23 protein-coding genes are annotated in these 23,982 nt (G+C 31.0%); 13 read left to right on the forward strand and 10 right to left on the reverse strand.

Going from position 1 to position 23,982, the window contains the following annotated elements:
* Window positions 1-143: 143 nt before the first annotated feature.
* Window positions 144-719 carry a Crp/Fnr family transcriptional regulator gene (locus EM932_RS14945; protein WP_135878002.1) on the forward strand — a complete coding sequence of 192 codons (576 nt, stop codon included), beginning with the start codon at window positions 144-146 and terminating at the stop codon, window positions 717-719.
* Between the two features lie 148 nt (window positions 720-867).
* Here the strand turns inward: EM932_RS14945 and fumC are convergent, their stop codons facing one another.
* A complete protein-coding gene (gene fumC / locus EM932_RS14950) occupies window positions 868-2,265 on the reverse strand; it encodes a class II fumarate hydratase (protein ID WP_135878003.1) in 1,398 nt (465 codons plus the stop codon).
* Between the two features lie 210 nt (window positions 2,266-2,475).
* Between fumC and EM932_RS14955 the strand changes: the two genes are divergently transcribed.
* Both EM932_RS14955 and EM932_RS20935 read left to right on the forward strand, forming a co-directional pair.
* Window positions 2,476-3,117, forward strand: a complete 642-nt coding sequence (locus EM932_RS14955; protein WP_135878004.1) for a peroxiredoxin — start codon at window positions 2,476-2,478, stop codon at window positions 3,115-3,117.
* A 92-nt stretch (window positions 3,118-3,209) separates the two neighbouring features.
* The gene (locus EM932_RS20935; protein ID WP_170179811.1) at window positions 3,210-3,383 is read left to right on the forward strand and encodes a hypothetical protein; all 174 of its coding nucleotides are present in this window, start codon (window positions 3,210-3,212) and stop codon (window positions 3,381-3,383) included.
* Between the two features lie 198 nt (window positions 3,384-3,581).
* Here the strand turns inward: EM932_RS20935 and EM932_RS14960 are convergent, their stop codons facing one another.
* The 6 genes from EM932_RS14960 to prfB form a co-directional block, all read right to left on the reverse strand.
* On the reverse strand, window positions 3,582-4,841 hold the full coding sequence (locus EM932_RS14960) for a glycoside hydrolase family protein (protein WP_135878005.1): 1,260 nt from the start codon (window positions 4,839-4,841) through the stop codon (window positions 3,582-3,584).
* A gap of 331 nt (window positions 4,842-5,172) precedes the next feature.
* A complete protein-coding gene (locus tag EM932_RS14965; RefSeq protein ID WP_135878006.1) occupies window positions 5,173-7,626 on the reverse strand; it encodes an outer membrane beta-barrel protein in 2,454 nt (817 codons plus the stop codon).
* 87 nt (window positions 7,627-7,713) lie between these two features.
* A complete protein-coding gene (gene arsC / locus EM932_RS14970; protein WP_135878007.1) occupies window positions 7,714-8,055 on the reverse strand; it encodes an arsenate reductase (glutaredoxin) in 342 nt (113 codons plus the stop codon).
* A complete protein-coding gene (locus tag EM932_RS14975; RefSeq protein ID WP_135878008.1) occupies window positions 8,055-8,672 on the reverse strand; it encodes an HAD family hydrolase in 618 nt (205 codons plus the stop codon). Before EM932_RS14975 ends, arsC begins: the two co-directional genes overlap by 1 nt.
* Before the next feature lie 19 nt (window positions 8,673-8,691).
* Window positions 8,692-9,069, reverse strand: a complete 378-nt coding sequence (locus EM932_RS14980; RefSeq protein WP_135878009.1) for a hypothetical protein — start codon at window positions 9,067-9,069, stop codon at window positions 8,692-8,694.
* Window positions 9,070-9,307: 238 nt separating this feature from the next.
* A protein-coding gene (gene prfB, locus EM932_RS14985) for a peptide chain release factor 2 (protein WP_135878010.1) occupies window positions 9,308-10,418 on the reverse strand; the annotation gives its coding sequence in 2 pieces (ribosomal slippage) (window positions 9,308-10,354 and window positions 10,356-10,418; 1,110 coding nt in all).
* Window positions 10,419-10,676: 258 nt separating this feature from the next.
* Here prfB and EM932_RS14990 point away from each other — a divergent pair.
* Genes EM932_RS14990 through EM932_RS15005 form a run of 4 tightly spaced genes read left to right on the forward strand, consistent with a single transcriptional unit; the run spans window position 10,677 to window position 14,031 of the window.
* Entirely contained in the window at window positions 10,677-11,696 is a 1,020-nt protein-coding gene (locus EM932_RS14990) for a glycosyltransferase (RefSeq protein ID WP_170179812.1), read from the forward strand.
* Between the two features lie 19 nt (window positions 11,697-11,715).
* Window positions 11,716-12,684 carry an ATP-grasp domain-containing protein gene (locus tag EM932_RS14995; RefSeq protein WP_135878012.1) on the forward strand — a complete coding sequence of 323 codons (969 nt, stop codon included), beginning with the start codon at window positions 11,716-11,718 and terminating at the stop codon, window positions 12,682-12,684.
* Entirely contained in the window at window positions 12,668-13,342 is a 675-nt protein-coding gene (locus EM932_RS15000; RefSeq protein WP_135878013.1) for an HAD family hydrolase, read from the forward strand. Before EM932_RS14995 ends, EM932_RS15000 begins: the two co-directional genes overlap by 17 nt.
* Window positions 13,343-13,359: 17 nt before the next feature.
* Entirely contained in the window at window positions 13,360-14,031 is a 672-nt protein-coding gene (locus EM932_RS15005; RefSeq protein WP_135878014.1) for a hypothetical protein, read from the forward strand.
* Here the strand turns inward: EM932_RS15005 and EM932_RS15010 are convergent, their stop codons facing one another.
* Window positions 14,032-14,427: a hypothetical protein gene (locus EM932_RS15010; RefSeq protein WP_135878015.1), complete on the reverse strand. Its 396-nt coding sequence runs from the start codon at window positions 14,425-14,427 to the stop codon at window positions 14,032-14,034.
* 435 nt (window positions 14,428-14,862) lie between these two features.
* Between EM932_RS15010 and EM932_RS15015 the strand changes: the two genes are divergently transcribed.
* The 3 genes from EM932_RS15015 to EM932_RS15025 are packed head-to-tail and all read left to right on the forward strand — an operon-like array spanning window position 14,863 to window position 17,902.
* On the forward strand, window positions 14,863-15,900 hold the full coding sequence (locus tag EM932_RS15015; protein WP_135878016.1) for a glycosyltransferase: 1,038 nt from the start codon (window positions 14,863-14,865) through the stop codon (window positions 15,898-15,900).
* A 30-nt stretch (window positions 15,901-15,930) separates the two neighbouring features.
* Window positions 15,931-16,965, forward strand: coding sequence for a glycosyltransferase (locus EM932_RS15020; RefSeq protein ID WP_135878017.1), 1,035 nt, complete (start codon window positions 15,931-15,933; stop codon window positions 16,963-16,965).
* A gap of 52 nt (window positions 16,966-17,017) precedes the next feature.
* Window positions 17,018-17,902, forward strand: coding sequence for a beta-1,6-N-acetylglucosaminyltransferase (locus tag EM932_RS15025; RefSeq protein ID WP_170179813.1), 885 nt, complete (start codon window positions 17,018-17,020; stop codon window positions 17,900-17,902).
* A gap of 109 nt (window positions 17,903-18,011) precedes the next feature.
* On the opposite strand, the gene EM932_RS15030 is transcribed toward EM932_RS15025, so the two are convergent.
* Entirely contained in the window at window positions 18,012-19,103 is a 1,092-nt protein-coding gene (locus EM932_RS15030; protein WP_135878019.1) for a hypothetical protein, read from the reverse strand.
* Between the two features lie 240 nt (window positions 19,104-19,343).
* Between EM932_RS15030 and EM932_RS15035 the strand changes: the two genes are divergently transcribed.
* On the forward strand, window positions 19,344-20,363 hold the full coding sequence (locus tag EM932_RS15035; protein WP_135878020.1) for a threonine aldolase family protein: 1,020 nt from the start codon (window positions 19,344-19,346) through the stop codon (window positions 20,361-20,363).
* On the opposite strand, the gene EM932_RS15040 is transcribed toward EM932_RS15035, so the two are convergent.
* Entirely contained in the window at window positions 20,356-20,679 is a 324-nt protein-coding gene (locus EM932_RS15040) for a YbaB/EbfC family nucleoid-associated protein (RefSeq protein ID WP_135878021.1), read from the reverse strand. The genes EM932_RS15035 and EM932_RS15040 overlap by 8 nt on opposite strands.
* An 86-nt stretch (window positions 20,680-20,765) precedes the next feature.
* Here EM932_RS15040 and EM932_RS15045 point away from each other — a divergent pair, with 86 nt between their 5' ends.
* Both EM932_RS15045 and EM932_RS15050 read left to right on the forward strand, forming a co-directional pair.
* Window positions 20,766-22,826: a S9 family peptidase gene (locus tag EM932_RS15045; RefSeq protein ID WP_135878022.1), complete on the forward strand. Its 2,061-nt coding sequence runs from the start codon at window positions 20,766-20,768 to the stop codon at window positions 22,824-22,826.
* Window positions 22,827-22,907: 81 nt separating this feature from the next.
* Window positions 22,908-23,948, forward strand: coding sequence for a PLP-dependent cysteine synthase family protein (locus tag EM932_RS15050; protein WP_135878023.1), 1,041 nt, complete (start codon window positions 22,908-22,910; stop codon window positions 23,946-23,948).
* Window positions 23,949-23,982: the final 34 nt, after the last annotated feature.

Genomic DNA, 23,982 nt, shown 5'->3' on the forward strand with positions numbered 1-23,982 from the left:
TAGTAACTTTACAGAAGGTGTTATTTTACTATATACTGAAATATCATTATTGATAATGACTAAACAATATTTTAATATTTGTTTTTTAATACGGATACATTACAGCTCCGAATGCATCTGAAGCAGCTTAAAAATTATAGACAATGAATCCAAATGTTATTTTTTTAAATTCATTTTTAGATGTTTCCGAAGAAACTTTTGAGAAGCTTGCCAGTATATCTACGTTTAGAAAACTTGAAAAGGGATATCAAATAGATAAACCAGGGGAGGTTCCTGATAAAATCTATATGCTTATATCTGGAATGGTACGTGCTTATCTTAGTTCTGAAAAAGGAAAGGAGTATAATAAAAATTTTTTTATGCCTTTTAGCTTTGTTGGGTCACTTACAGCTTTGATTAAAAAAAAACCTTCTAAACTAACTTATGAAACACTTACTGAGTGTAAAGTATATGAGTTAAATTTCGAAGAAATTACTAGACTTTGTGCAGAAGATATTCATATTAGCAATTTGTATAACAAAGTTTTAGAACGCGTTTTTATTAAATATGAAGAACGTCAATTGGAGTTTATTTCTATGGATGCTACAGAGCGATATTTAAGATTAAGAAAGAAAATATCTGGAATAGATGATTTAATTCCACAGTACCACATAGCATCGTATTTGAGTATAACTCCAGTACAATTAAGTAGAATCAGAAAAAAAATTGATAAGAATTAACATTTGTTAATTATTGATTAAATGTTTAATTATATATTTGGAACGATTTCCTTTTAATTGTAAATAAAAAGGATTGATAGCTAACCAACCAACCAAAAAAACAGGTAATCAATGTTTACCTGTTTTTTTATGCTATATTTTTATGAAATTATTTTAAGCTTCCTACCATATCTTCAGGCTTAACCCAGTTATCGTAATCTTCAGCAGTAACATAACCTAAATTAACGGCTTCTTCTTTTAATGTCGTACCATTTTTATGAGCAGTATTGGCAATTTCAGCAGCTTTGTAATAACCAATTTTTGTGTTTAAAGCAGTGACAAGCATTAAAGAGTTGTTTAATAATTTAGTAATTACTTCGTTATTAGGCTCTATACCTACAGCGCAATTTAAATCAAAACTTACACAAGCATCACCAATCAGTTGTGCCGAATGTAATACGTTTGCAGCCATTACAGGTTTAAACACATTTAATTCATAATGTCCTTGTAGGCCACCTACAGAAATTGCTACATCGTTCCCCATAACTTGAGCGCAAACCATAGTTAATGCTTCACATTGAGTTGGATTAACTTTTCCTGGCATGATAGAACTTCCAGGTTCATTGGCTGGAATGATTATTTCTCCAATACCAGAACGTGGTCCAGAAGCCATCATCCTAACATCATTTGCAATTTTATTTAAAGAAACGGCTATTTGTTTTAACGCACCATGGGTTTCTACTAAAGCGTCATGGGCAGCTAAAGCTTCAAATTTGTTTGGGGCTGTTACAAAAGGTAAATCTGTAAATTCTGCTATATATTCTGCAACGAGCTTGCTGTATCCTTTTGGAGTGTTTAAACCTGTTCCAACGGCAGTACCACCAAGAGCTAATTCGCTTAAATGTGGTAATGTATTTTCTAAAGCTTTAATACCATGATCTAATTGAGCTACATAACCCGAAAGTTCTTGTCCAAGTGTAAGAGGAGTTGCATCCATTAAATGGGTACGTCCAATTTTTACAACTTCTTTGAAGTCATTAGATTTTTTATTTAAAGTATCTCGTAATTGTTTTATACCTGGAATGGTCGTTTCAACTACTTTTTTGTACGCAGCTATATGCATACCAGTAGGGAAGGTGTCGTTAGAAGATTGCGATTTATTGACATCATCATTAGGTTGAATCGTTTTTTCTCCTTCTCCAATTACTTTTCCAGCTATTTGATGTGCTCTGTTTGCAATAACCTCATTAACATTCATATTACTTTGAGTTCCCGATCCAGTTTGCCATATAACTAAAGGGAATTGATCATCATGCTTACCTTTTAATATTTCATCACAAACATTGGCGATTAAATCACGTTTTTCAGTAGATAAAACTCCAAGTTTGCAATTGGTATATGCTGCAGCTTTTTTTAGATATGCAAATCCGTAAATTATTTCTAGTGGCATAGAAGCAGGAGCTCCAATTTTAAAGTTATTTCTTGATCGTTCAGTTTGAGCTCCCCAAAGCTTATCAGCAGGAACTTTAACTTCACCCATAGTATCTTTCTCTATTCTGTAACTCATCTCTTTAATAATTAAATTTAAGTTACAAAGTTAATTGTTTTGAGGTGCTTTTTAATATGATATATGTTAGTTTTTTAAAGACTTTTTTAACACTTGTCTAACATACTTATTTATAATATATCTTGTAAAAATAGTATCTTGTAGTGGATTATAAAAAATAGACATTTATCCATACAAAATTAATTTTATAAACATTTAAAAATCATAATTATGGCAGCAATTAGATTAGGAGACGTAGCTCCAAATTTTACAGCAGAATCAACTGAGGGTACTATTAATTTCCATGATTGGTTAGGGGATAGTTGGGGTATTTTATTTTCACATCCGGCAGATTACACCCCAGTTTGCACGACAGAATTGGGAACAGTGGCAAAATATAAAGCTGAATTTGATAAACGTCATGTAAAAATCGTTGCACTTAGTGTAGATGGTATTGATTCGCATCATGGCTGGATTAGTGACATTAATGAAACACAGGGAACTACAGTTAACTTTCCTATTATTGCAGATGAAGATAGAAAAGTATCAGAACTGTATGATATGATTCATCCTAATGCGGATAGCAAGTTAACAGTACGATCGGTTTTTGTTATTGGAGCAGATAAAAAAGTGAAACTAACCATAACATACCCTGCATCAACTGGTAGAAATTTTGATGAATTATTACGTGTTATCGATTCTTTACAATTAACAGCATATCATAAAGTAGCTACACCAGCAAATTGGAATAATGGTGACGATTGTGTCGTTGTGCCTTCCGTTGCAACAGAAGATATTCCAAGTATTTTCCCAAAAGGATTTAAAGAGGTTAAGCCTTACTTAAGAATGACACCACAACCTAATTTAAATTAGGGATAACTCTGTTAATAAATTTTAGTTTGATATTGTATAACAAATAGCTTTACATTATCTTTGCATAAGATTTTTAAAAGACACTCACAATTATGTTTGATTTTGATCAATATTTAGGATTTTTAGCTTTTTTGACCATTTTGACCATAGGATTTTGGTTAATGATATTTCTATTGACTTTTGTAATTCCTTATTGGATTGGAGGTTCTTTAATTGAAAGACTTAAAGAAATTAGAGAAGAGAGAAAAGCTAAGCGTCAAGTTTAAAACATAAAGTTATATATAAGAAAGGAAGCTAATTTAGCTTCCTTTTTTATTATATTAAAGTGTTTTCCTTTTTTTGTATGAAACTGCCCCGTTGGCAGAATCCTGAGAGTTGGTATTATTGATAAAAAAATAACACTGAGTTCTCTCAGTGCTATTCAGATTATTGTAATTTATAAGCTTTTACTAACACAATATTCATTACCTAGTTACAGGTTTAGTCGTGATTTTTACATGTTCCCCAACTTTATATCCGCTATGAGTAACCTCTGATTCAAGTACGGTAACTTCATCACCAGCAAAATTTCCTACTGCAGTAATAGAAGGTCCTCTATGTGAAATTCCTGGATCGGCTTCACCACTACTTTCTGCAAATTCGCTTCTCAATGAAAATGGACGATATTTATTGTTTTTTGGATGTGAAGGCACATTGTCACCATAAACAGCATTAATACGAGTAACTTTAGAGCCTTGAGCAAACGAACCAGGTGTTAGTCCATCGGCTGGTATATCTTTTGCTACAAAACCATCTCTGATTAATACTGCAAATTCACATCTCATTGCTTTAACATTATCAGCCGTAACACGACCATTATGTATCGCATGAGGATTCATCAACAATGGTGTGTAACCATCTGTAGTTTGCACATTGAATATTGAAATATTATCTACCCCTATTTGATTAATAATATTATCATGAAGATCCGTTTCTATTCTGGCAGCTACTCCACCTGTACTTTTAAGATTTCTTAAAACTAAGTTGGCACCGGCATTTACTTGCACCACGCCGTATCCATGACTAAGGTTCTGAACACTTATATTTTCAAACGTTCCATTTCGAGGACGATCATTATCTGTAGTTCCTGTAGTAATGCAAGCAACCACAGAAAATTTTGTGTATCTATCAATAACATTAAAATCTTTAAGTAGAAAATTAGATACTTTCCCTAGGATAAAAGACCTAACACCTCTACCGTTAACAATGGTATTTGTATTTGGAGGGTATTTAACTGTAAACTTCCCACCTTTTCCTCTTATACTCACATTCTTAATTTCAATACCGTCACGCCCTAATAAAAAGATATTAGAAGAACCTCTGCTTCTTAATTGCGGTACAATCCTAGTCCCTTTTTCAATCTCTATATGTACATTAGACTTTAGTACAACGCCTTCTAATTGATAGGTTCCTTTTTTAAGTGTTACTCTTCCACCTGGTCTGCCATTAGTATTTTTAGCTGTTGCTCGATCTATGGCTGCTTGTACTATACCTGTATCATTGCCGTTTACAGGACTAATATTTTCGTTAGGAAGATTAGCTCTACCGTTAGGATCAGAATATTTTGAAGTGTCAGATGATTTAATGAGTGCTTCATCATTGGTAGTTTCTGGCTCTAATGCATTCTCACTACAAGAACTAAGAAGAATAGCAAAACATAATATTGGTAATAAATGTTTAATCATAATAGTTAAACTTAAAGTTAATATTGATTTTGGTTTATTTGGGCTATTTGTTAACAAAAGGTAGAAATAGATTTCTCGTTAGATGAAAAAGTATATTTACTACCCTACAACCCAAAGTTCTATAATCATATATGATTAGCTGTATCCTTAAGTAATTATTTTGTATCTGTCAGTTTTTACAACGCAAAAAAATGCTGTAATTCATTTAATAACGCGATAAAGAATTTCTTGAAACCAGTTATCCTCGCAGAGAACCATAGAGGTATACTTTGACTTCGCTTAGTACAAGTTGCTCATGGGTTTCGCTAGTTTTGTTTTAAATATAAGGTTACTACATCTCAATATCTCCAGTATGAAAACCGCCTTCGCGTTCTCGTTTTTTCTGTTGGTTAAACCTATATGTAAACGACAGATTATAGATGCGTCCTCCTCTAAATTGAATTTCTTGATCTGCTGTGAAAGTTTCTGCTGTAATATGATTTTTAAAAACATTACTATTAAAAAGATCTCTAATGTTAAATGCTATAGAAGCTTTTTCCTTAAACAAGTCCTTGCTAAATGCTAGATTAGTAGTAAGTCTGCCTTTCCTGTTATTTTGTGCATCTTCGTTAGGTCCTCTATAATTCATATTGGTTTGCCAGTCTATATTATAAGGTAGCGTTAATTTGTTGGTTAATCTAGCAGACCAAGTCAAATTATTTGCTTCTAAATCAATGCCATTAAAGCTACCATCTCTTTCTAATTTAAAAATATTGAAATCGGTATTAACTCGCCATTTTCGCGATGGACTATAATTTAAATTAAACTCAAAACCGTAACGATTATCTGTCGCTAAATTTACAGGACCTCTTTCTATAACTGGAAATTCTTCACTATTTATAATAACAGTTTCCCCTGTTTGTCTACTTACAAATGTCATCACATTAGTAGAATGACCGTAGTATACAGCAGAGCTTAATGTGAATTTATTATTAAACCTATTTAAATACCCTAATTCAAACCTATCGGTGTAGGTAGGGTCTAAATCTGGATTACCCTGAAATACGTTGGTTATACTCGATCTAGAAGGAAAAGGGTTTAGCATAAAACCTCTGGGCCTTCTTAATCTACGGTTATAAGCTAAAGTAATACTTTCATCATCGCTTATTTCGTAATTTAAATTAACAGTAGGGAATAAGCCAGTGAGATTTTTTCTTTTAAAGTCTCCTGTAGTGGGTTGATCTATGGTTGTTCTAGTATTTTCTAAACGTAGCCCTAATAAGTATGAAAACTTATCTAATTTACTACCAAATTGAATATATACAGCAGTTAAATATTGTTTAAAATTAAAAATATTAGTTAGATTTTTATTTACATCAAACATATTGGTATTTACATTTAGCGTGTCAACTCTAAAATCTGTAACATTATTGCTGAAATCACCACGATACCCCATTTCAAATTGACTCATTTCACCAATTGGCAATACATAATCACTTTGCAATAATATTTTTGTTTGATCTACAAAAGTAGCAACCATTTCTGTATCTACACTATTAAAATTTACTATAGAATTTTGATCATTATTAGTATCTTCATATTGAAAATCGAAAGTTAATTTCTGGTCACTATCCTTAAAATCTTTTACAAAATTAACTGAATATTGTATCGTTTCGTTATCTCCTTGTTCTGGGTTTAATCTTAAACTTCTAGTAGTTGTACCAGTGTTTTTATCTAATTGAATTAGATTATTTATTGAACGATCATCATTATTGTTATTACTATATACTATTGCTGTAGTTAATGATGCCAAATCATTTATATACCATTCTATACCTGTATTTGTTGTAATGCCTTTTCTTATATCGACCCAATTTCTTTTTTCATCTAAATCTGGTGTATTGATATCATTGTATTTTACGTCGTTATACCAGCGGCCTAACTGTTCATTATATCTATATGAAGTTGTACTAAAGAAATTAATGTCTCCAGTTCTATAATTTATATTTCCAGAAAGTCCAGCTGCATCTGGGTGCCCAACATTAGCTGTTATAGAACCATTAAGACCCAATAATTTACTGCGCCGTAAAATAATATTTAAAATACCTGCTGTACCTTCAGCTTCGTATCTGGCTGAAGGGGAGGTTATGACTTCAACTTTTTCAATAGACTCTGCAGGTAACTGTTTTAATGCATCAGTAGAACTTAAACCTACCAACCCTGAGGGTTTACCATTTATAAGGATACGTACATTATCATTTCCTCTTAAGGCTACATTGCCTTCACCATCTACAGAAACAGAAGGAACATTATCCAAAACATCACTAACCGTACCACCACTTACGGTAAGGTCTTTACCGACGTTATATATTTTCTTATCAAGTTTTATTTCAACTGTAGTTCGTTCTGCTATTATTTCCACCTCATCAAGTGATTCTAAATCAATCTCAAGAAGAAAGGTTCCCAGGTTTATGTCAGATATAATTTTTTTGTTTGGAATTGTTTGTGTAATAAAGGAAATGTATTCGATTGAAATATCGTAAATCCCCTTAGGAACAGGAATACTAAACGTCCCGTTTATGTCTGTAATACCTCCTGCTGCAATTTTATTTTTTTGTTTATTAAAAAAAGAAACTGTTGCATACTCAAGAGGTTCTTTGGTTTCTTTATCAAGGACTTTACCTGTTATTATAACATCTTTTAATATAACTGACCCTGTTCTTAAAACCTCTTCGTTTTTTGGTTGAGCATAAGAGGCGAACATGCCTAATAAAAGAGCCAAGCAAGTTGAAATAAATTTATTCATTAATTACATTTACTATTAAAACAGTAAAAGTAACTTAAGGTTTAATGGTGGATGGTTAAAATTGTGTTAATAAGAGATCGCAAAGTCTTAAATAATATCTAGTATTCTTTCTGGTGGCCTACCTATAATAGCTTTTTTACCGTTTATAATAATTGGGCGTTCTATTAGCTTAGGGTTTTCAACCATTGCAGTAATGATGTCTTCATCACTTAAATCTTTGTTTTTGAAACTCTCTTTCCAAATAGATTCATTCTTTCTAACTAATTCTATCGGTTTTATACCTAGTAATTCTATAAGGGCTTTCAGTTCCTTGGTATTAGGAACATTTTCCAGATATTTTACTATTTCAAATTCTTTGCCAGATTTTTCAAGTATTTCTAATCCGCAACGTGATTTACTACAGCGATTATTATGGTATATTTTTATCATTATAAATTGATATTGTAATTTTTTAATTGTTGAATAAGCTGTTTTGGGGATTTAAACTGAATTCCATTAATACCTAGAGCGTTAGCGGCTTCAATATTTCTTAAGTTATCATCAATAAAAATTGATTTTTCAGCAGTGATGTTAAAACGATCTAAAGTAAGATTATAAATGTCATCAAAAGGTTTTCTGGTTTTTTCATCTCCAGAGACGATAATACCTTCAAACCATTGTAAAAACTCAAATTTATCCAGAGCGATAGGGAAGGTCTCACTACTCCAATTGGTTAAAGCGAGTATCTTATATTTATTAGATTCTTTAAGTGTTTTAAGAATGTTTACAGTTCCACTTATTTCTTCTCCAAGCATGTCTACCCATCTTCCATAAAACATTCTAATTAAGGTTTCATGTTCTGGAAAAAGGGCAACTCGTTCTTCAGTTGCTTTTGCCATAGGGTAACCTGCGTCTTGATTTTCATTCCAGTCGTTTGTGCAAATATTATCGAAAAACCATTGCATTTTTTCACGGTCTCCATTAAATTCATCTAAATAAACGTATTCAGGATTCCAATCTATTAAAACCCCGCCGAGGTCGAAAATTATAGTGTCTATTGTATTCATGTATTGTTTCTACTGTTTTTCATTTCCAATGAAGAGTTCTTTCCTTACTAAATAGTGTTTTTCTAAACTCTCCTGGTTTCTTATCATTTAATAACTCTAACTTACCTTTTTCTTTTATCAATTCAGAAAAATGATCTTCTCTAAGTTTATATTGTTCCTCATTTAGGTAAGTAGTAATAAGCATTAAATGAAACGGCGCATCTTTATTTGCTTGCGTTTCTAATATTTGAAATGAATGAATATACTTTTTATCAATTGCCATGTTTCTAAGCACTTTCCAATTATTTTGATAGTAGTATACAGTTTCTTCTGTATTATCATTTAAGATTTGAACAAAATCTATGGTAGAAATTTTATCGTTTTGCTGTCCATAGCTAATGGTATAAGTAGAACTCATCTTGACTTTTTCTATTTCCTAAAAAATGGCTAAAATTCGCCCATATTTTGTTACTTTTTTTATGCTTAGCGCTGCTATGCCTTGCAAAAAATGCCTCATCTGAACAAATTTTATCTCATTTTCGGTTAAAAACAAAAAGTCAATATGAGTTCGTAGCTAAAAAAATGAAAAATATTGTGATTCTCATAATTTATTAAATTAGATATAAAACTGAATATAATTGTTTGCTATGCATGTTTTATAATTGATTATCGTCTTCTACTTTTTGCCCCATCATCATTAAATAAGATTTTAAAAACTCGTCTATGTTTCCATCCATAACGGCATCAACATTGCCTGTCTCATGGGCGGTTCTAACATCTTTTACTAACTTATAAGGGTGCATTACATAATTACGAATTTGACTTCCCCATTCAATTTTCATTTTGCCAGCTTCAATATCATCACGCTGAGCCAATTGTTTTTGAAGCTCGATTTCATATAACTGCGATTTCAACATTTGCATAGCACGTGCCCTGTTATCATGCTGCGATCTCGTTTCTGAACATGAGATTTGAATACCTGTTGGTTTATGGGTTAGTTGTACTTTGGTTTCGACTTTATTTACATTTTGGCCACCAGCACCACTAGACCTAGCTGTTGTAATTTCAATATCTGCTGGGTTGATCTCAATTTCAATAGTATCATCAACTAAAGGGTAGACATAAACAGATGCAAAACTTGTATGTCGTTTTGCATTACTATCAAAAGGAGAAATTCTAACGAGGCGATGCACTCCATTTTCACCTTTTAACCAGCCAAAAGAAAAGTCTCCTTCAATTTCTAAAGTCACCGTTTTAATACCTGCAACGTCTCCTTCTTGAAAGTTAAGCTCTTTTACTTTAAATCCACTTTTTTCTGCATACATTAAGTACATACGCATCAGCATACTAGCCCAATCACAGCTTTCTGTGCCACCAGCTCCTGCGGTGATTTGTAATACAGCACTTAAGCTATCACCTTCTTCAGAAAGCATGTTTTTAAACTCTATGTTTTCTAGAAAAACGGATGTTTCATTATATAATTCCTCAACATCTTCTGAGGTAGATTCCCCTTCTTTATAAAACTCGTAAAGTACCTCTAAATCTTCAATTTGGGTCTTTACTTTATTATAATCTTCAACCCATTTTTTCTTAACTCGTAACGATTTCATAATCGCTTCTGCTGCTTTTGGGTCATTCCAAAAATTTGGGTCGAACGTTTGTTCTTCTTCGTTTTGTATTTCTATAAGTTTAACATCTACGTCAAAGATAGTGCCTTAGTTTGTCAAGGCGGGTATTAAGATCTTTAATCTGATCTGAAGTAATCATAAATTATTTTATTTTGAACAAAAATAGGATTAATTAGTCTATATTAAAACATAATTTTTGTTTATAGGAAAATTCTACTTTTTATCGGATTTATTCATAAATAGCATATTTATATCTTATATTTAATTATATTGTCGGAAACTAACCATTCTTTCATTCTAAATCTCTCATATCAAGCAAATACAAGTTTTAGGGCATGAAAAGCTATGCGTTTCTTATGTGGTAATCACATTTTTTGTTTAACAAATTTTTGATCATTTGAGACTAAGTATAATTATACCATTATATAATGTAGAAAAATATGTTGCATCTTGTATTAATAGCCTTTTGGACCAAAATCTAAATCCTATTGATTATGAGATTCTTATAATTGATGATAGATCTACAGATAACAGTGTTTCCATTGTTAGAAAGTTTGAATCGAGTTATCCAAATATTCATGTGCATAGCCAAGCAAATGCAGGTGTAGGAAGTGCCAGAAATAAAGGAATCGATTTGGCAAAAGGAAAATATATTTATTTTATTGATCCAGATGACTATCTAGCTTCTAATGTTTTAAAGCCAATTTTGGATTATACTGACGACCATGACTTGCAAATTTTAACATTCTCATCAGTAGGAACAACGAATACAGCTCTTTATGATTCAAGTTCAAATACTAATCAAAAATTTACCATAGATAAAATGACTGGGATTGATTATATAGGAACTATTGGCTACAAAAATGAAGTTTGGTGGTATGTCACTAAAAGATCATTTATTAAAGATTTTCGGCTGAAATTTATCGAAGGTAGATGGATGGAAGATGCTATTTTCACCACTACTTTATTTATAAAAGCCAAAAAAATGGCGCATTTGTCTATAGATGCGCATAGACATGTAAAGGTAGAAGGGTCTGCAATGACAAGTAAAGAACCTAAACATTATATAAAGGTTATTTACGATAATGGTAATGCAGCAAAAGAGTTTAATAAATTAATTGAAGAAGTAAATAATTCGGAAAATAGTAATTTGAAATGTTTAAGCAGGTTAAAAACTCGCCAACAATCATTTGTGTTTTTTATGATGATAAGAATTTTAAAATCTGAAATAAGATTTAAGGAAGTTAAGGCTATTATGAATAGTATGACAGAAATTAAAGTTTATCCATTAAACAAATTTTTAGGGAATGATTATAAAGGTTTTACTTATGTACTCATAACAAGAGTATTTAACATTAAATACCTTTATTATGCTCTGTTTTTAATACTTAACCCTTTTTTAAGGATGAAAAATTAACAAGGAATAAAAATTATTTATGAGTAATATCTTAATTACATCTGCTGGTAGAAGAGTTTCATTGGTTAAAGCTTTTATTAAAGAATTAAAGTTAATAGATGAACAGGGGCAAGTTTTTGTTACTGATGCGCTTCCAGAGCTTTCTGCTGCTGCACAAGTGGCTCATAAAGCATTTGAAATTTGTAAAATTGATAGCAATCGTTATATTGACGTTCTTTATAAAATATGCATAAAAAATAAGGTTGAAGTAATCATTCCTACACTTGATACAGAGCTACTCATACTCTCTGAAAATCATGAAAAATTCTTAGAAGCTAATATAAAAATTGTATTGTCCGATAAGGCATTGATTAAAAAAAGTGGAAATAAACTGAAGACCCACAAATTATTTGAAAAAATAGGTGTTGGTACTTCAAAAATATACTCAAAAAACAAGTACAAACTGCCCCTGTTTATAAAGCCAAAAAATGGGAGTAATAGTTCGGAAAATTACATCATTAAAAATAAAAACCAGATCTCTAAATACATGTTGGAGAGTCGTTCACTCTGCTTTTTTGAATATTTAGACCATGATCTTTACGATGAATATACATGCGATTTATATTATAGTAAAGCAAGTGATTTAAAGTGTGTTATACCTCGTAAACGTATAGAAATAAGGGCAGGCGAAGTTAGTAAAGGGATCACAAAAAAAAATGAAGTTAAAACATTTTTAGAGAGGAATTTTTCATCTTTGAACGGGGCAAGAGGCTGCATAACGGTTCAGGTCTTTATGCACAAGGTTAATAAAGAGATCAAAGGAATTGAAATTAACCCCAGATTTGGTGGAGGCTTTCCGCTTTCGTATTTAGCAGGTGGAAATTATCCTAAATGGATTATTTGGGAATATATTTTAAATAAGAATTTAGACTATTACGATGATTGGAAAGCTGATTTGTTAATGTTAAGGTATGATGATGAAATTTTAGTAAATGACTACAAAGACTAATAAAACTGTAATTTTTGATTTAGATGATACACTCTACAATGAAATTGATTTTTTAAAATCTGCTTATAAAGACATATCAAAAGAAATTGCTAATGATGTAAATACAGATGCTGAATCCATATATAATGATATGCTGGCATATTATTATAAAAATGAAAATGTGTTTGAAGTCGTTATTAAAAAGTATTGTACTTGTTATAGTATACAGGATTTATTGCGTGTTTATAGAAATCATCAACCCAAATTGGAATTATCTAAAGATCGACAAGACGTTCTTAATAGTTTAAAGAATAAGCACATAAATTTAGGACTACTAACAGACGGTAGAAGTGTGCAACAACGTAATAAAATAAAAGCATTAAACCTGGAAGAATGGTTTTCTGAAATTATTATCTCTGAGGAGTATGGTAGCGAAAAACCAGATATTAATAATTATAAATACTTTGAAAAAGTTTATGGAAAAGGATCATATTATTATGTAGGTGACAACATTAGAAAAGATTTTATAACACCAAATAAACTTGATTGGACTACAATTTGTTTGGCTGATAAGGGCTTAAATATTCATAAACAAGATAAAGTATTTACGCTAAATGAAGAATATCTGGCAAAATATACGGTATCCAAATTTGCTGATATTTTAAGCTTTATTGATTAATGATATTGAATAATTAAATGAAGTTAGTACCAGTTTTAAATAGGGTTTTTAGATCGTTTAAAATTAATAAACCATTGCTTATTTTATTAATAGGTATAGATCTTATTTTTATCTCAGCGCATTGTTTGCTCTTATTCGGAATTATAGATTATAATCTAGACTTTTCGATTGAAAAAGATTTTGGATATGCAGAATTCTATCAATACATAAAAGAATTTGGGATTTTTTTAATATTAATATTTTTGTTTTATGAGAAAGAACAGATTATATATTTAGTTTGGGCTATGTTTTTTTTATATGTATTGTTGGATGATTCTTTAAGCTTGCATGAAGTCTATGGAGTATATTTGGCTGATTATTTTAATTTTCAACCTAAATTTAATTTACGAGCTGAAGACTTTGGAGAGCTATTAATTTTTCTTTCTATTGGTGTTCTTTTTTTTATATCCATCATATTTGCTTTTTTCAAAACAGATTTAATGGGCAGATTGGTAACTAGGAACCTTTTTATATTAATTCTGATATTAGCATTTTTTGCAATATTTGTTGATCAATTACACATAATGGTGCCTAGTGGTAAAAATAAATTTGCTGTTCTAGAAGATGGAGGAGAGATGTTAATTATGAGTTTTATTTTTATATATGCTTTAAGTCTTAAGCATACCATTAAAAGTCCTATTACTTATTGATTATATATATTTTAACATTCTAAAGTTTAACCAAAAGTATAAAAAAGAACTGCCTGCTATTAGTAATTCTATAAACTCAGAAGTTTTTACAATTGCAAAATCATATTTGGTACTAATAGATACCCTATCTTGAACAAAATCAACCGTAGCGTGACAAAATATAATTATAAACCAAGAAATAAGCACAGGTGGAGCACTTATTTTTTTAAACTTATTAAGGTTTCCTAATATAATTCCAAGCATGCCTCCCAAACCAAAAACCATACGAAGTATTTCAGAGTGCCCCTGTAGCCCTTGTAAGTTGTGAAGCGTAGTTTCTCCTTGTCCATTTATTTTCGCCCAACTCTCTGGAGTTTTAAAATGAAAAAACCATTGTCCCCATGAAATTTCTTCCATAGCAATTAAGATTAGACAAATAGAAAAAAACATATAAAAAAACCTTGAATACTTCTCCAAAGATTTATTAAAACTTCTAATCTTATAAAGACCAAGTATTCCTGTGAAGATTAAAATAATAAATGTCAGTATTTCAATAGGTGCATTCTCTTCCAGAAGCCAAAAACCTAGATTTTCGGTTGATGGAAAAACAAAAAAAGAGCCCATTATAATTGTCAATACTACGGGGGTAATAAAAATGACTAGCATTGTTTTTTTAGAAATGTTGTAAGAAGAAGGAAATAGGTTGAACATACTTTTTATTAATTTGTGTGGTAAGATAAAGAATAAAAGACAAATACTCACTGAACTTTTACAGCATAAAAAAGCTTTTAATCTATTAATTACTCTCTTAAATACAGGTTCTTACTATTTTAGTGATCATAAATTTTAAATATGAAATTAAGCATAGTTGTTCCATTTTATAATGCAGAATTGCATATAGAAAGATGCCTGTATAGTTTAGTAAGTCAGAATATAGATCATGGCGATTATGAAATAATATTAATAGATGATGGCTCTTTGGATAACAGTATAAAGATCGCAGAAAAGTTTAAAAATAATCACAAAAATGTTCTTATTCATAGTCAGCGTAATAAAGGTTTAGGAGCCACGAGAAATAAGGGGATAGAGTTAGCAAAAGGAAAATATATTTATTTTATTGACGCGGATGATTATTTAGCCTCTAATACATTAGGCACTATCTTAAAACATGCCGAGGAATTAGACTTGGAATTGTTAGGGTTTAATACTATAGCTACTGAAAAAACAGATTTATTCACTTCAAAAACCAAGGAAAAAACACATAGCGCAGATATTTTAAAGGGAGTCGATTTTTTAGTCAAGAATAAATATCACAGACTTGAGGCATGGTGGTACATAATTAAAAGAGAGTATTTGCTAGAAACGGACTATAAATTTGAAGAAGGCAAGTTTATGGAAGACGCCATTTTTACGTTTAATATTTTTTTGAAGGCCAAGCGAACCATGTTTTTACAAATAGATGCGCACAGATATGTTAAGACTAATGATTCTATTATGAATAATAATAAACAAGAACATTTATTAAAAGTCATAGAAGATTACATTAGTCTAGTTTTTAGGTTTGACACACTTGCTAATAGGATTGAAGCGGATCATGTTTTAAATGCCCAGGAAATTGTTAAAAGCATAAAGTATAAAAGCACGGTAAGCATTTATTTTATGTTTTTTAAGATTATAAAATCCAAGATGTCTATTAAAGACATTAATAAAATTCTTAATAGGTTAAAAAAAATTAATATGTATCCCTTAAAAGGGTTTATAGGAGAGCAATATTTTCATAAAAAATTTAAGCTAACCGCGTTTATTTTTAATCATAAATATATTTTCTATATTTTTTTGTATCCGCTTAGGCTTCTTTATAAGTTTAAGTTAATAAATCTAGACCTTTAGGGTGTTTATCTATTCTAATATTGGCATATTATGAAGTTAAGTATTTTAATTCCAATGTACAATGCAGAATCTTATATTGAAAGATGTTTACACAGTTTAATGCATCAAGATATATCGAAGCAGGACTATGAAGTTATTGTGTATAATGATGGATCTAATGATACAAGTGAAATAATTGTAAAAAACTTCACTAAGACCCATACTAATGTTTTTTTATACTCACATAAAAATGAGGGTGTCATATTAACCAGGAATAAGTTATTAAAATTAGCGAAAGGAATCTATGTCTATTTTATGGATGCAGACGATTATGTTGCACATAATTCCTTAGGGGAGATATTAGAGTTTTCTTTACAAAATCAAATAGATGTCATGGGGTTTAACACTTTGGTAACGGATAAAGAGGCATTATTTAATCTAGATGTATCATTTCGTGAATATGAGCTGCCAAAAATTGTTTCAGGGGATCAATTTCTTAAAGAAAATAAAAATCTTCGTATAGAAATTTGGTGGTTTTTGATACGTAGAAGCTTTTTAAACGAGAATAAACTTGTTTTTAATGAAAATATTCAAGAGTATGATGGGGATGTAGTTTTTACATTGCGGTCATTCCTATATGCTAAAAAAGTGGCGTATTCTCCAATTTCTGTGTATCGGTATTTTCAGTCTTCAGAATCCACTATGCGAACTAGAAACCGTGTATACAAAAAAAGAATAGTGGAGTATTTTCTAGCTTTAATTTATGATTTTACTAATCTAATAAATAGCTTAGAAAAATTTCCTATTCTGCATAAAGATATCATCAAAAACAACTTTAAGTTTAGAAGAGATGCCTTTGCTTTTTTTACAATAGTAAAAATGATTAGGGCAGAATTCAGTACAGAAGCAGTTAAAGAGAAACTATTAAAGCTAGAAAGGATTGAAGCTTATCCTATAAAGTCGTTTATAGGCGAAGAATACAATACTTTGCAGTATAAACTATTAACGTTCGTTTTTAATCATAAGTTTTTACTATTCATATGTATTAGGATGTATAAAATATATTCTAAATTTCAGTTTAAGTAATTTTAAACATGAATTTAGGATGCTTTCAACTAAGAATTTATCTCATAGCACAATGAAACAAGCCATATTAATTACTGCATATAAAAACTTTGAGCACTTAGTAGATATTCTTGATTTTTTTGATGAAAGTTTTGAATTTTATATACATGTTGACAAAAAAAGTATAATACCCAAAAGTGTTTTTAAAAAAATAAATTCTAGAAAAAATGTTAAAACGCTGTCACAAAGATATAAAGTAAATTGGGGTGGCGTAAATCATTTGAAAAGTATTTTATTTTTAGCAGGTAATGCTTTGCAAGAACCAGATACTCAATATTTTCATTTAATTAGTGGACAAGATTTCCCAATTAAAAACACCTTACAATTTAAAAAAATGATCAATAGTTCTAAGTCGAAAGATTATTTAGAGTATTTTGAAGTTCCAACTAAAGCTTGGGCAAATGAAAATGGGGGACTAGACAGGGTTCAGTATTACCATTTATTTGATATGTTAGATGCTAAAAAACACATTAAATGGTTGTGGTGGTTTGTTAGGCTTCAAAAGAAGTTTCATTTTAAACGGTCTATTAAAAATGAAATACCTAAATTATATGGTGGATCTACCTGGTGGAGTTTGTCTAGGGAAACATTGCAGTATGTAGTTAATTATACAAACAAAAATCCTTATTTAATTAATAGGCTTCAATATACTTTTTGTCCTGAAGAAATATATTTTCAAACAATTATAATGAATTCTGATTATTCAAAAAAAGTTATAAATGATAATTTAAGATATATCGATTGGGAGTCTACCCGTATTGGTAAATACAGTGCTTCGCCTGCTGTACTAAGTAGTAGTGATTTTGAAAAGATCAAAGCGTCTAAAAAAATATTTGCAAGGAAGTTTGACAATCCAATTTCAGATAATTTAAAAGTTATGCTACAAAACAATAATTAACCACTGATTATATACTCTTTATATTAATTATTATTCTATAAAAAACAAAAGCTAGAGAAATAATTGTCTCTAGCTTTTATCAATACCTATATATTAATAAGTTTTAATATTATTCATCACATACAACAGCATGCGCAATTACGTATATATCACCAGATAAATTAGGTGTTATAGTATATTGTCCGGGAGCAACAGTATTTACTCCATTTTTGGTCGGATAGTTGTTATTTCCAGCATAAGTATGGGTTTCGCTAACTGTATATGCGTCATCAATATTATAAGTCACAGTAACTTCACCATTATCGTATTTTACATCAACAGTACCTACCAACTCTCCTTTATTCGTATCACATTGTCCAGCACCAGCATATACGTTATAGGTATATTCCCCTTCAGAAAGAGGGCCTATAGTCCATCCCCATCTATTAAATCCATCTTCTATAAAGCATGTAGAATCGGCATCATTATTTCCTATAGCAAAGGCAGTTTCACATGCTTCTTCACATTCAATGTTGAAATTAAAGTCCATTATCCAAGCACGTTCACCAGCTTCATTGATTAACCAGCCCCAGGTACTTAATCCGTATGCAAGCGGATCTGAATTATCAAACAAACCAGCTCCAGGGCCAACTATAACCCCAAAATGAGGTGTCGTATTATCATTAGGATCTGGACGCTGTTCAACACCAAAAGTACCTTCTTCTACACAGTCACCACCAGAAGCAGTAATGGTACTTCTGCTTGAATCTATAACATAATAATAAAGGTCTTCTTTAACGACATTTGTACAATCGTTAGGCTCATCTTTAAAAGAACCACCCTCGGCAGAAAAAGTATCCCAGTCCTTTTTATCCTTAATCCAAACATCAATTTCCACAATACAAGTACCTAAAATGGTAGATCCTTTAATGTTGGCTGTTCCATCATTATACTCTATAAAATTTAGTTGGTGCTCGTCAGTGGATGCAAATAAGTTGGTCCAATCTGTATCAAAATTTGGCCACCAAAAATTAGATGTATATCCAGGGATGTCACAGCGATCTAAATTAATCGCTTTACATTCCTTTACAGTTTTGGGTGGACGCTCTTTTTTACTAGATAACGAAGAATCTTCTAATGCCACTTCAGTATCTATTTTTTCAATCTGACAAGCTAAAAATAGGAGACAAATCCCCATAATAAATGTAATATGTTTTCTCATAATTTAATTTGTTAAATGGTTAGTATGGTTGTGTAATAGCAATGATTATTTGTAAAATTAATAGAGAAAACCTAATATATCATCAAATTATAGTCTAACCTCTTGATAATTCGATAAATAGACAAAGTTCTTATTTCTTCGTTGTATTGTATTTGAGGTGTGTTTTAACAAAAATTGATTAAAAATATTATTTACAGATAGAGAAAATATTTTATAGTTTTACAGGCATATATAGATGAAATGACAATAGACCTAAGAAGTGATACCGTTACAAAACCAACTAAAGGTATGCTAGATACTATGATGCAAGCAAAAGTTGGAGATGATGTATTTAGAGAAGATCCAACTGTTAATGAGTTGGAAGTGCGTATAGCAGGCATGTTTGGTAAAAGTGACGCTTTATTTTTTCCTAGTGGGACTATGGCAAACCAAACCGCATTAAAATTACATACTAACCCAGGAGATCAGGTTATTTGTGATAAATATGCTCATATTTATAATTATGAATCTGGAGGCGCATCTTTTAATAGTGGTGTTTCTTGTAGCTTGATAGACGGAAACAGAGGGATGTTTAAAGCAGGACAAGTTCTCGATGCTATTAACCCAGAAGCCTATTATTATAGTCAAACAAGTTTAGTAGAAATAGAAAATACAACAAACAAAGGGGGAGGCGCCTGTTGGGAACTTGATGAGATTAAAAAAATAAGAACTATTTGCGATGAAAATAATCTTGGTTTTCATTTAGATGGTGCTCGTATATGGAATGCGTTGGTTGCCAAAAATGAAACAACGAAACAGTATGGGGAGATTTTTGATACGATTTCAGTATGCTTAAGTAAAGGGTTGGGATGTCCGATAGGATCTGTTTTAGTGGGCGATTCCGAAATTATGAAACAAGCCATACGTATTAGAAAAATTTTTGGAGGTAACATGCGGCAAGCAGGTTATCTAGCAGCAGCTGGATTGTATGCTTTAGATAATCATGTAGAAAGATTAGCAGAAGACCATAAAAAAGCTAAAGAGATAGGAGAGACCCTTACTAAGTTGTCAATTATTAAAACTATTGAACCAATAGAAACCAATATCGTTATCTTCGAATTAAACACAGATGTGAATGAAGACACCTTTGTACAAAAATTGGCAGATAAAGGCATTCATATAATCAGTATGGGAAGCAATAAGCTACGAATGGTTACACATCTAGACTATACAAGTACAATGCATGACAAGCTATTAAGTACGTTACGAAAGGTTATTTAAACATATCCATACCAGGAATATTAGGCATACCTTCTTTTGCGGTAGCAGCTAATTCAGCTTCGTTAATTTTTGTCGCCTTTTCGATAGCCTTGTTTAGAGTAAGGATAAGATAATCTTTTAGTTGTTCTTTGTCCTCAAGTAATTCATCATCAATTTCAACAGATTTAATGGTTCGGTTTGCGGTAAGTGTCACTTTAAGCTTATTGTCACTACTTGTTTCATCAACCAAAACAGAATCTAAACGCTTTTTAGTTTCTTCAACTTTTTTCTGGGTTTCTTTAAGTTTGCCCATCATATTCATCATATCTCCAAACATAATTTTATTAATTGATTATTACGTTACAAAGCTATTTAATTTTTCTATTTTTGGAGGCTTAAATTTTAAGAATAAATTCATACTCTTTGAAAAATACAATACATCCCCCAATAGCTGCTAAAAAACCAAAAGAACTTTTAATACATGGCGATTCACGTATTGATAATTATTATTGGCTAAATGAAAGAGACAATCCTAAAGTTATAGATTACTTAAATGCTGAAAATAATTATACAAAAGCAATGATGCAGCATACAGAAACTTTTCAAAAAGAACTTTTTGAAGAAATGAAAGGCAGAATTAAAGAAGATGATACAACAGTGCCTTATAAACTTAATGGTTATTGGTATATAACGAGATATGAAAAAGGCAAAGATTACCCTATTTATGTACGCAAAAAAGAAAGTTTAGACGCTACAGAGGAGATTTTATTTGATTGCAATGAAATGGCCAAAGAACATGCTTATTTTAATTTAGGAGGCATAGCTATAAGCCCAGATAATACATTAGCAGCGTTTTCAACAGATACAGTTAGTAGAAGGCAATATATTATTCAAATTAAAAATCTGATTACAGGTGAAATTTATTCAGATAAAATACTAAGCACGACTGGCTCTGCGACATGGGCTAATGATAATAAAACGCTGTTTTACTCAATCAAGGATGAAGTTACGCTACGGTCACATAAAATTTTAAAACATAAATTACATACGGATACAAAAAAGGATGTTGAAGTTTATCATGAAGAAGATGAAGCCTTTAACACTTTTGTATATAAAACAAAATCTAGAAAATACATTGTTATAGGGGCTTCAAGTACTCTGACTACTGAATATAGAATATTGAATGCTGATACACCAGATGGTGAGTTTAAGGTGTTTCAAGAACGTATTCGTGAATTAGATTATAATATCTCTCATTATGAGGATCATTTTTATATTATAACAAATAGTGATGGAGCCACTAATTTTAAATTACTTAAAACAAAAGAAACTACTACCACAAAAAATTATTGGAAAGAAGTTATTCCTCATAGAGAAAACGTTTTATTAGAAGATATTGAGATTTTTAAAGATTATTTGGTAGTGAATGAACGTGAAAATGGTCTTAATAATTTACGAATTATTAGTTGGGATGGGACAGAAGACTATCAATTATCTTTCAATTCTGAAACTTACACAGTATATATAGGTAATAATGCCGATTTTGATAGCAATGTATTACGCTATGGTTTTAATTCTTTAACCTCTCCAAGTTCTGTCATAGATTATAATTTCAAATCTAAACAAAAAGAGATTAAGAAAGAACAAGTCGTTTTAGGTGGTGAGTTTGACAAAAATAACTATGAATCTAAGCGAATTTGGGCTACAGCAAGAGATGGTGTAAAAGTGCCAATTTCTTTAGTATACAAAAAAGGTATTAAGTTAGATGGAACAAACCCATTATTACAATATGCATATGGTTCCTACGGATCGACAGTCGATCCTTCATTTTCAAGTATCCGTTTAAGTTTGTTAGATAGAGGTTTTGTTTATGCTATTGCTCACATTCGTGGAGGTGAGTACTTAGGGAGAAACTGGTACGAAAGTGGAAAGTTACTAACCAAATTAAATACATTTCATGATTTTATAGATTGTTCAAAATACTTAATAGAACAAAAATATACCTCAAACAAACATTTATACGCTTATGGTGGATCTGCTGGAGGTTTATTAATGGGAGCCATAATAAACATGAATCCCGAACTTTATAAAGGGATTTTGGCTGCAGTTCCATTTGTAGATGTCGTTACAACCATGTTGGATGATAGCATCCCATTAACAACAGGGGAGTATGACGAATGGGGAAATCCCAATGATTTAAATTATTATAACTACATGAAATCATATTCTCCGTATGACAATGTAGAAGCTAAGTCTTATCCAAATATGTTAGTTACTACAGGGCTGCATGATTCGCAAGTACAATATTGGGAGCCAGCTAAATGGGTGGCTAAAATTAGGGAGTTAAAAACAGATGAAAATAAACTATTATTGCATACAGATATGGACTCTGGACATGGAGGCGCTTCCGGGCGTTTTGAAAGCTTGAAAGAAGTTTCTTTAGAATATGCTTTTTTGTTAGATTTAGAAGGAATTAATAGGTAATATAAAAAAATGTTTTATTTTTGTCAGGTTTTAGGTTTCAAATATTTTTAGTAATATTACCTAAGCTTATAAAAAGCATTTATGAAACACAAAAATCAGGTTTTTGACAATGTATTAGATTTAATAGGTCAGACACCACTTATTAAGCTTAATAAAATAGCCTCTAAGTTTAAAGGGAATTTTTACGCCAAAGTAGAATCTTTTAATCCAGGTCATTCTTCAAAAGACAGAATAGCACTTTACATTATTGAACAAGCAGAGAAAAAAGGAATTTTATCACCTGGTGATACTATTATAGAAACGACATCTGGTAATACTGGATTTAGTATAGCTATGGTAAGTATTATAAAAGGATACGATTGCGTTTTGGCTGTAAGCTCTAAATCTTCAGCAGATAAAATAGACATGCTTAAAACCATGGGGGCTAAAGTTTATGTTTGCCCTGCACACGTAAGCGCAGACGATCCTAGATCTTACTATCAAGTAGCTAAATGTTTACATGAAGAAATAAAGGGTTCAGTTTATATTAATCAGTATTTTAACGAACTAAATATTGATGCACATTATAAATCTACTGGACCGGAAATATGGAAACAAACAGAAGGTAAAATAACACATCTTGTAGCCTGTAGTGGAACAGGAGGAACTATTTCTGGTACAGCAAAGTATTTAAAAGAGCAAAATCCAGAGGTTAAAGTTATTGGAGTTGATGCTTTTGGTTCTGTTATTAAAAAATATCATGAAACCAGAGAGTTTGATGAAAAAGAAATTTACCCTTATAGAATAGAAGGTTTAGGTAAAAACTTGATTCCAACCGCTACAAATTTTGATGTTATTGATGAGTTTGTAAAAGTTACAGATGAAGAAAGTGCTCATACAGCTAGATTAATAGCCAAATCTGAAGGTCTGTTTGTTGGATACACATCCGGTGCAGCCATGCAAGCCATAATGCAGCTAGGGGAGCAAGGAGCGTTTAAAGAAGATGATAATATTGTTATTATCTTTCCTGATCATGGATCAAGATACATGAGTAAAGTATACAGTGATAAATGGATGAACGAACAAGGCTTTTTTGATAGTAAAAATGAAGCCGCAGCACAAAATATTCAATATATAAAATAACATAAATTATTACATTAAAAAGAGATACTGTTTT

It is taken from the genome of Flavivirga rizhaonensis (genome assembly GCF_004791695.1).
Lineage (GTDB): Bacteria > Bacteroidota > Bacteroidia > Flavobacteriales > Flavobacteriaceae > Flavivirga > Flavivirga rizhaonensis.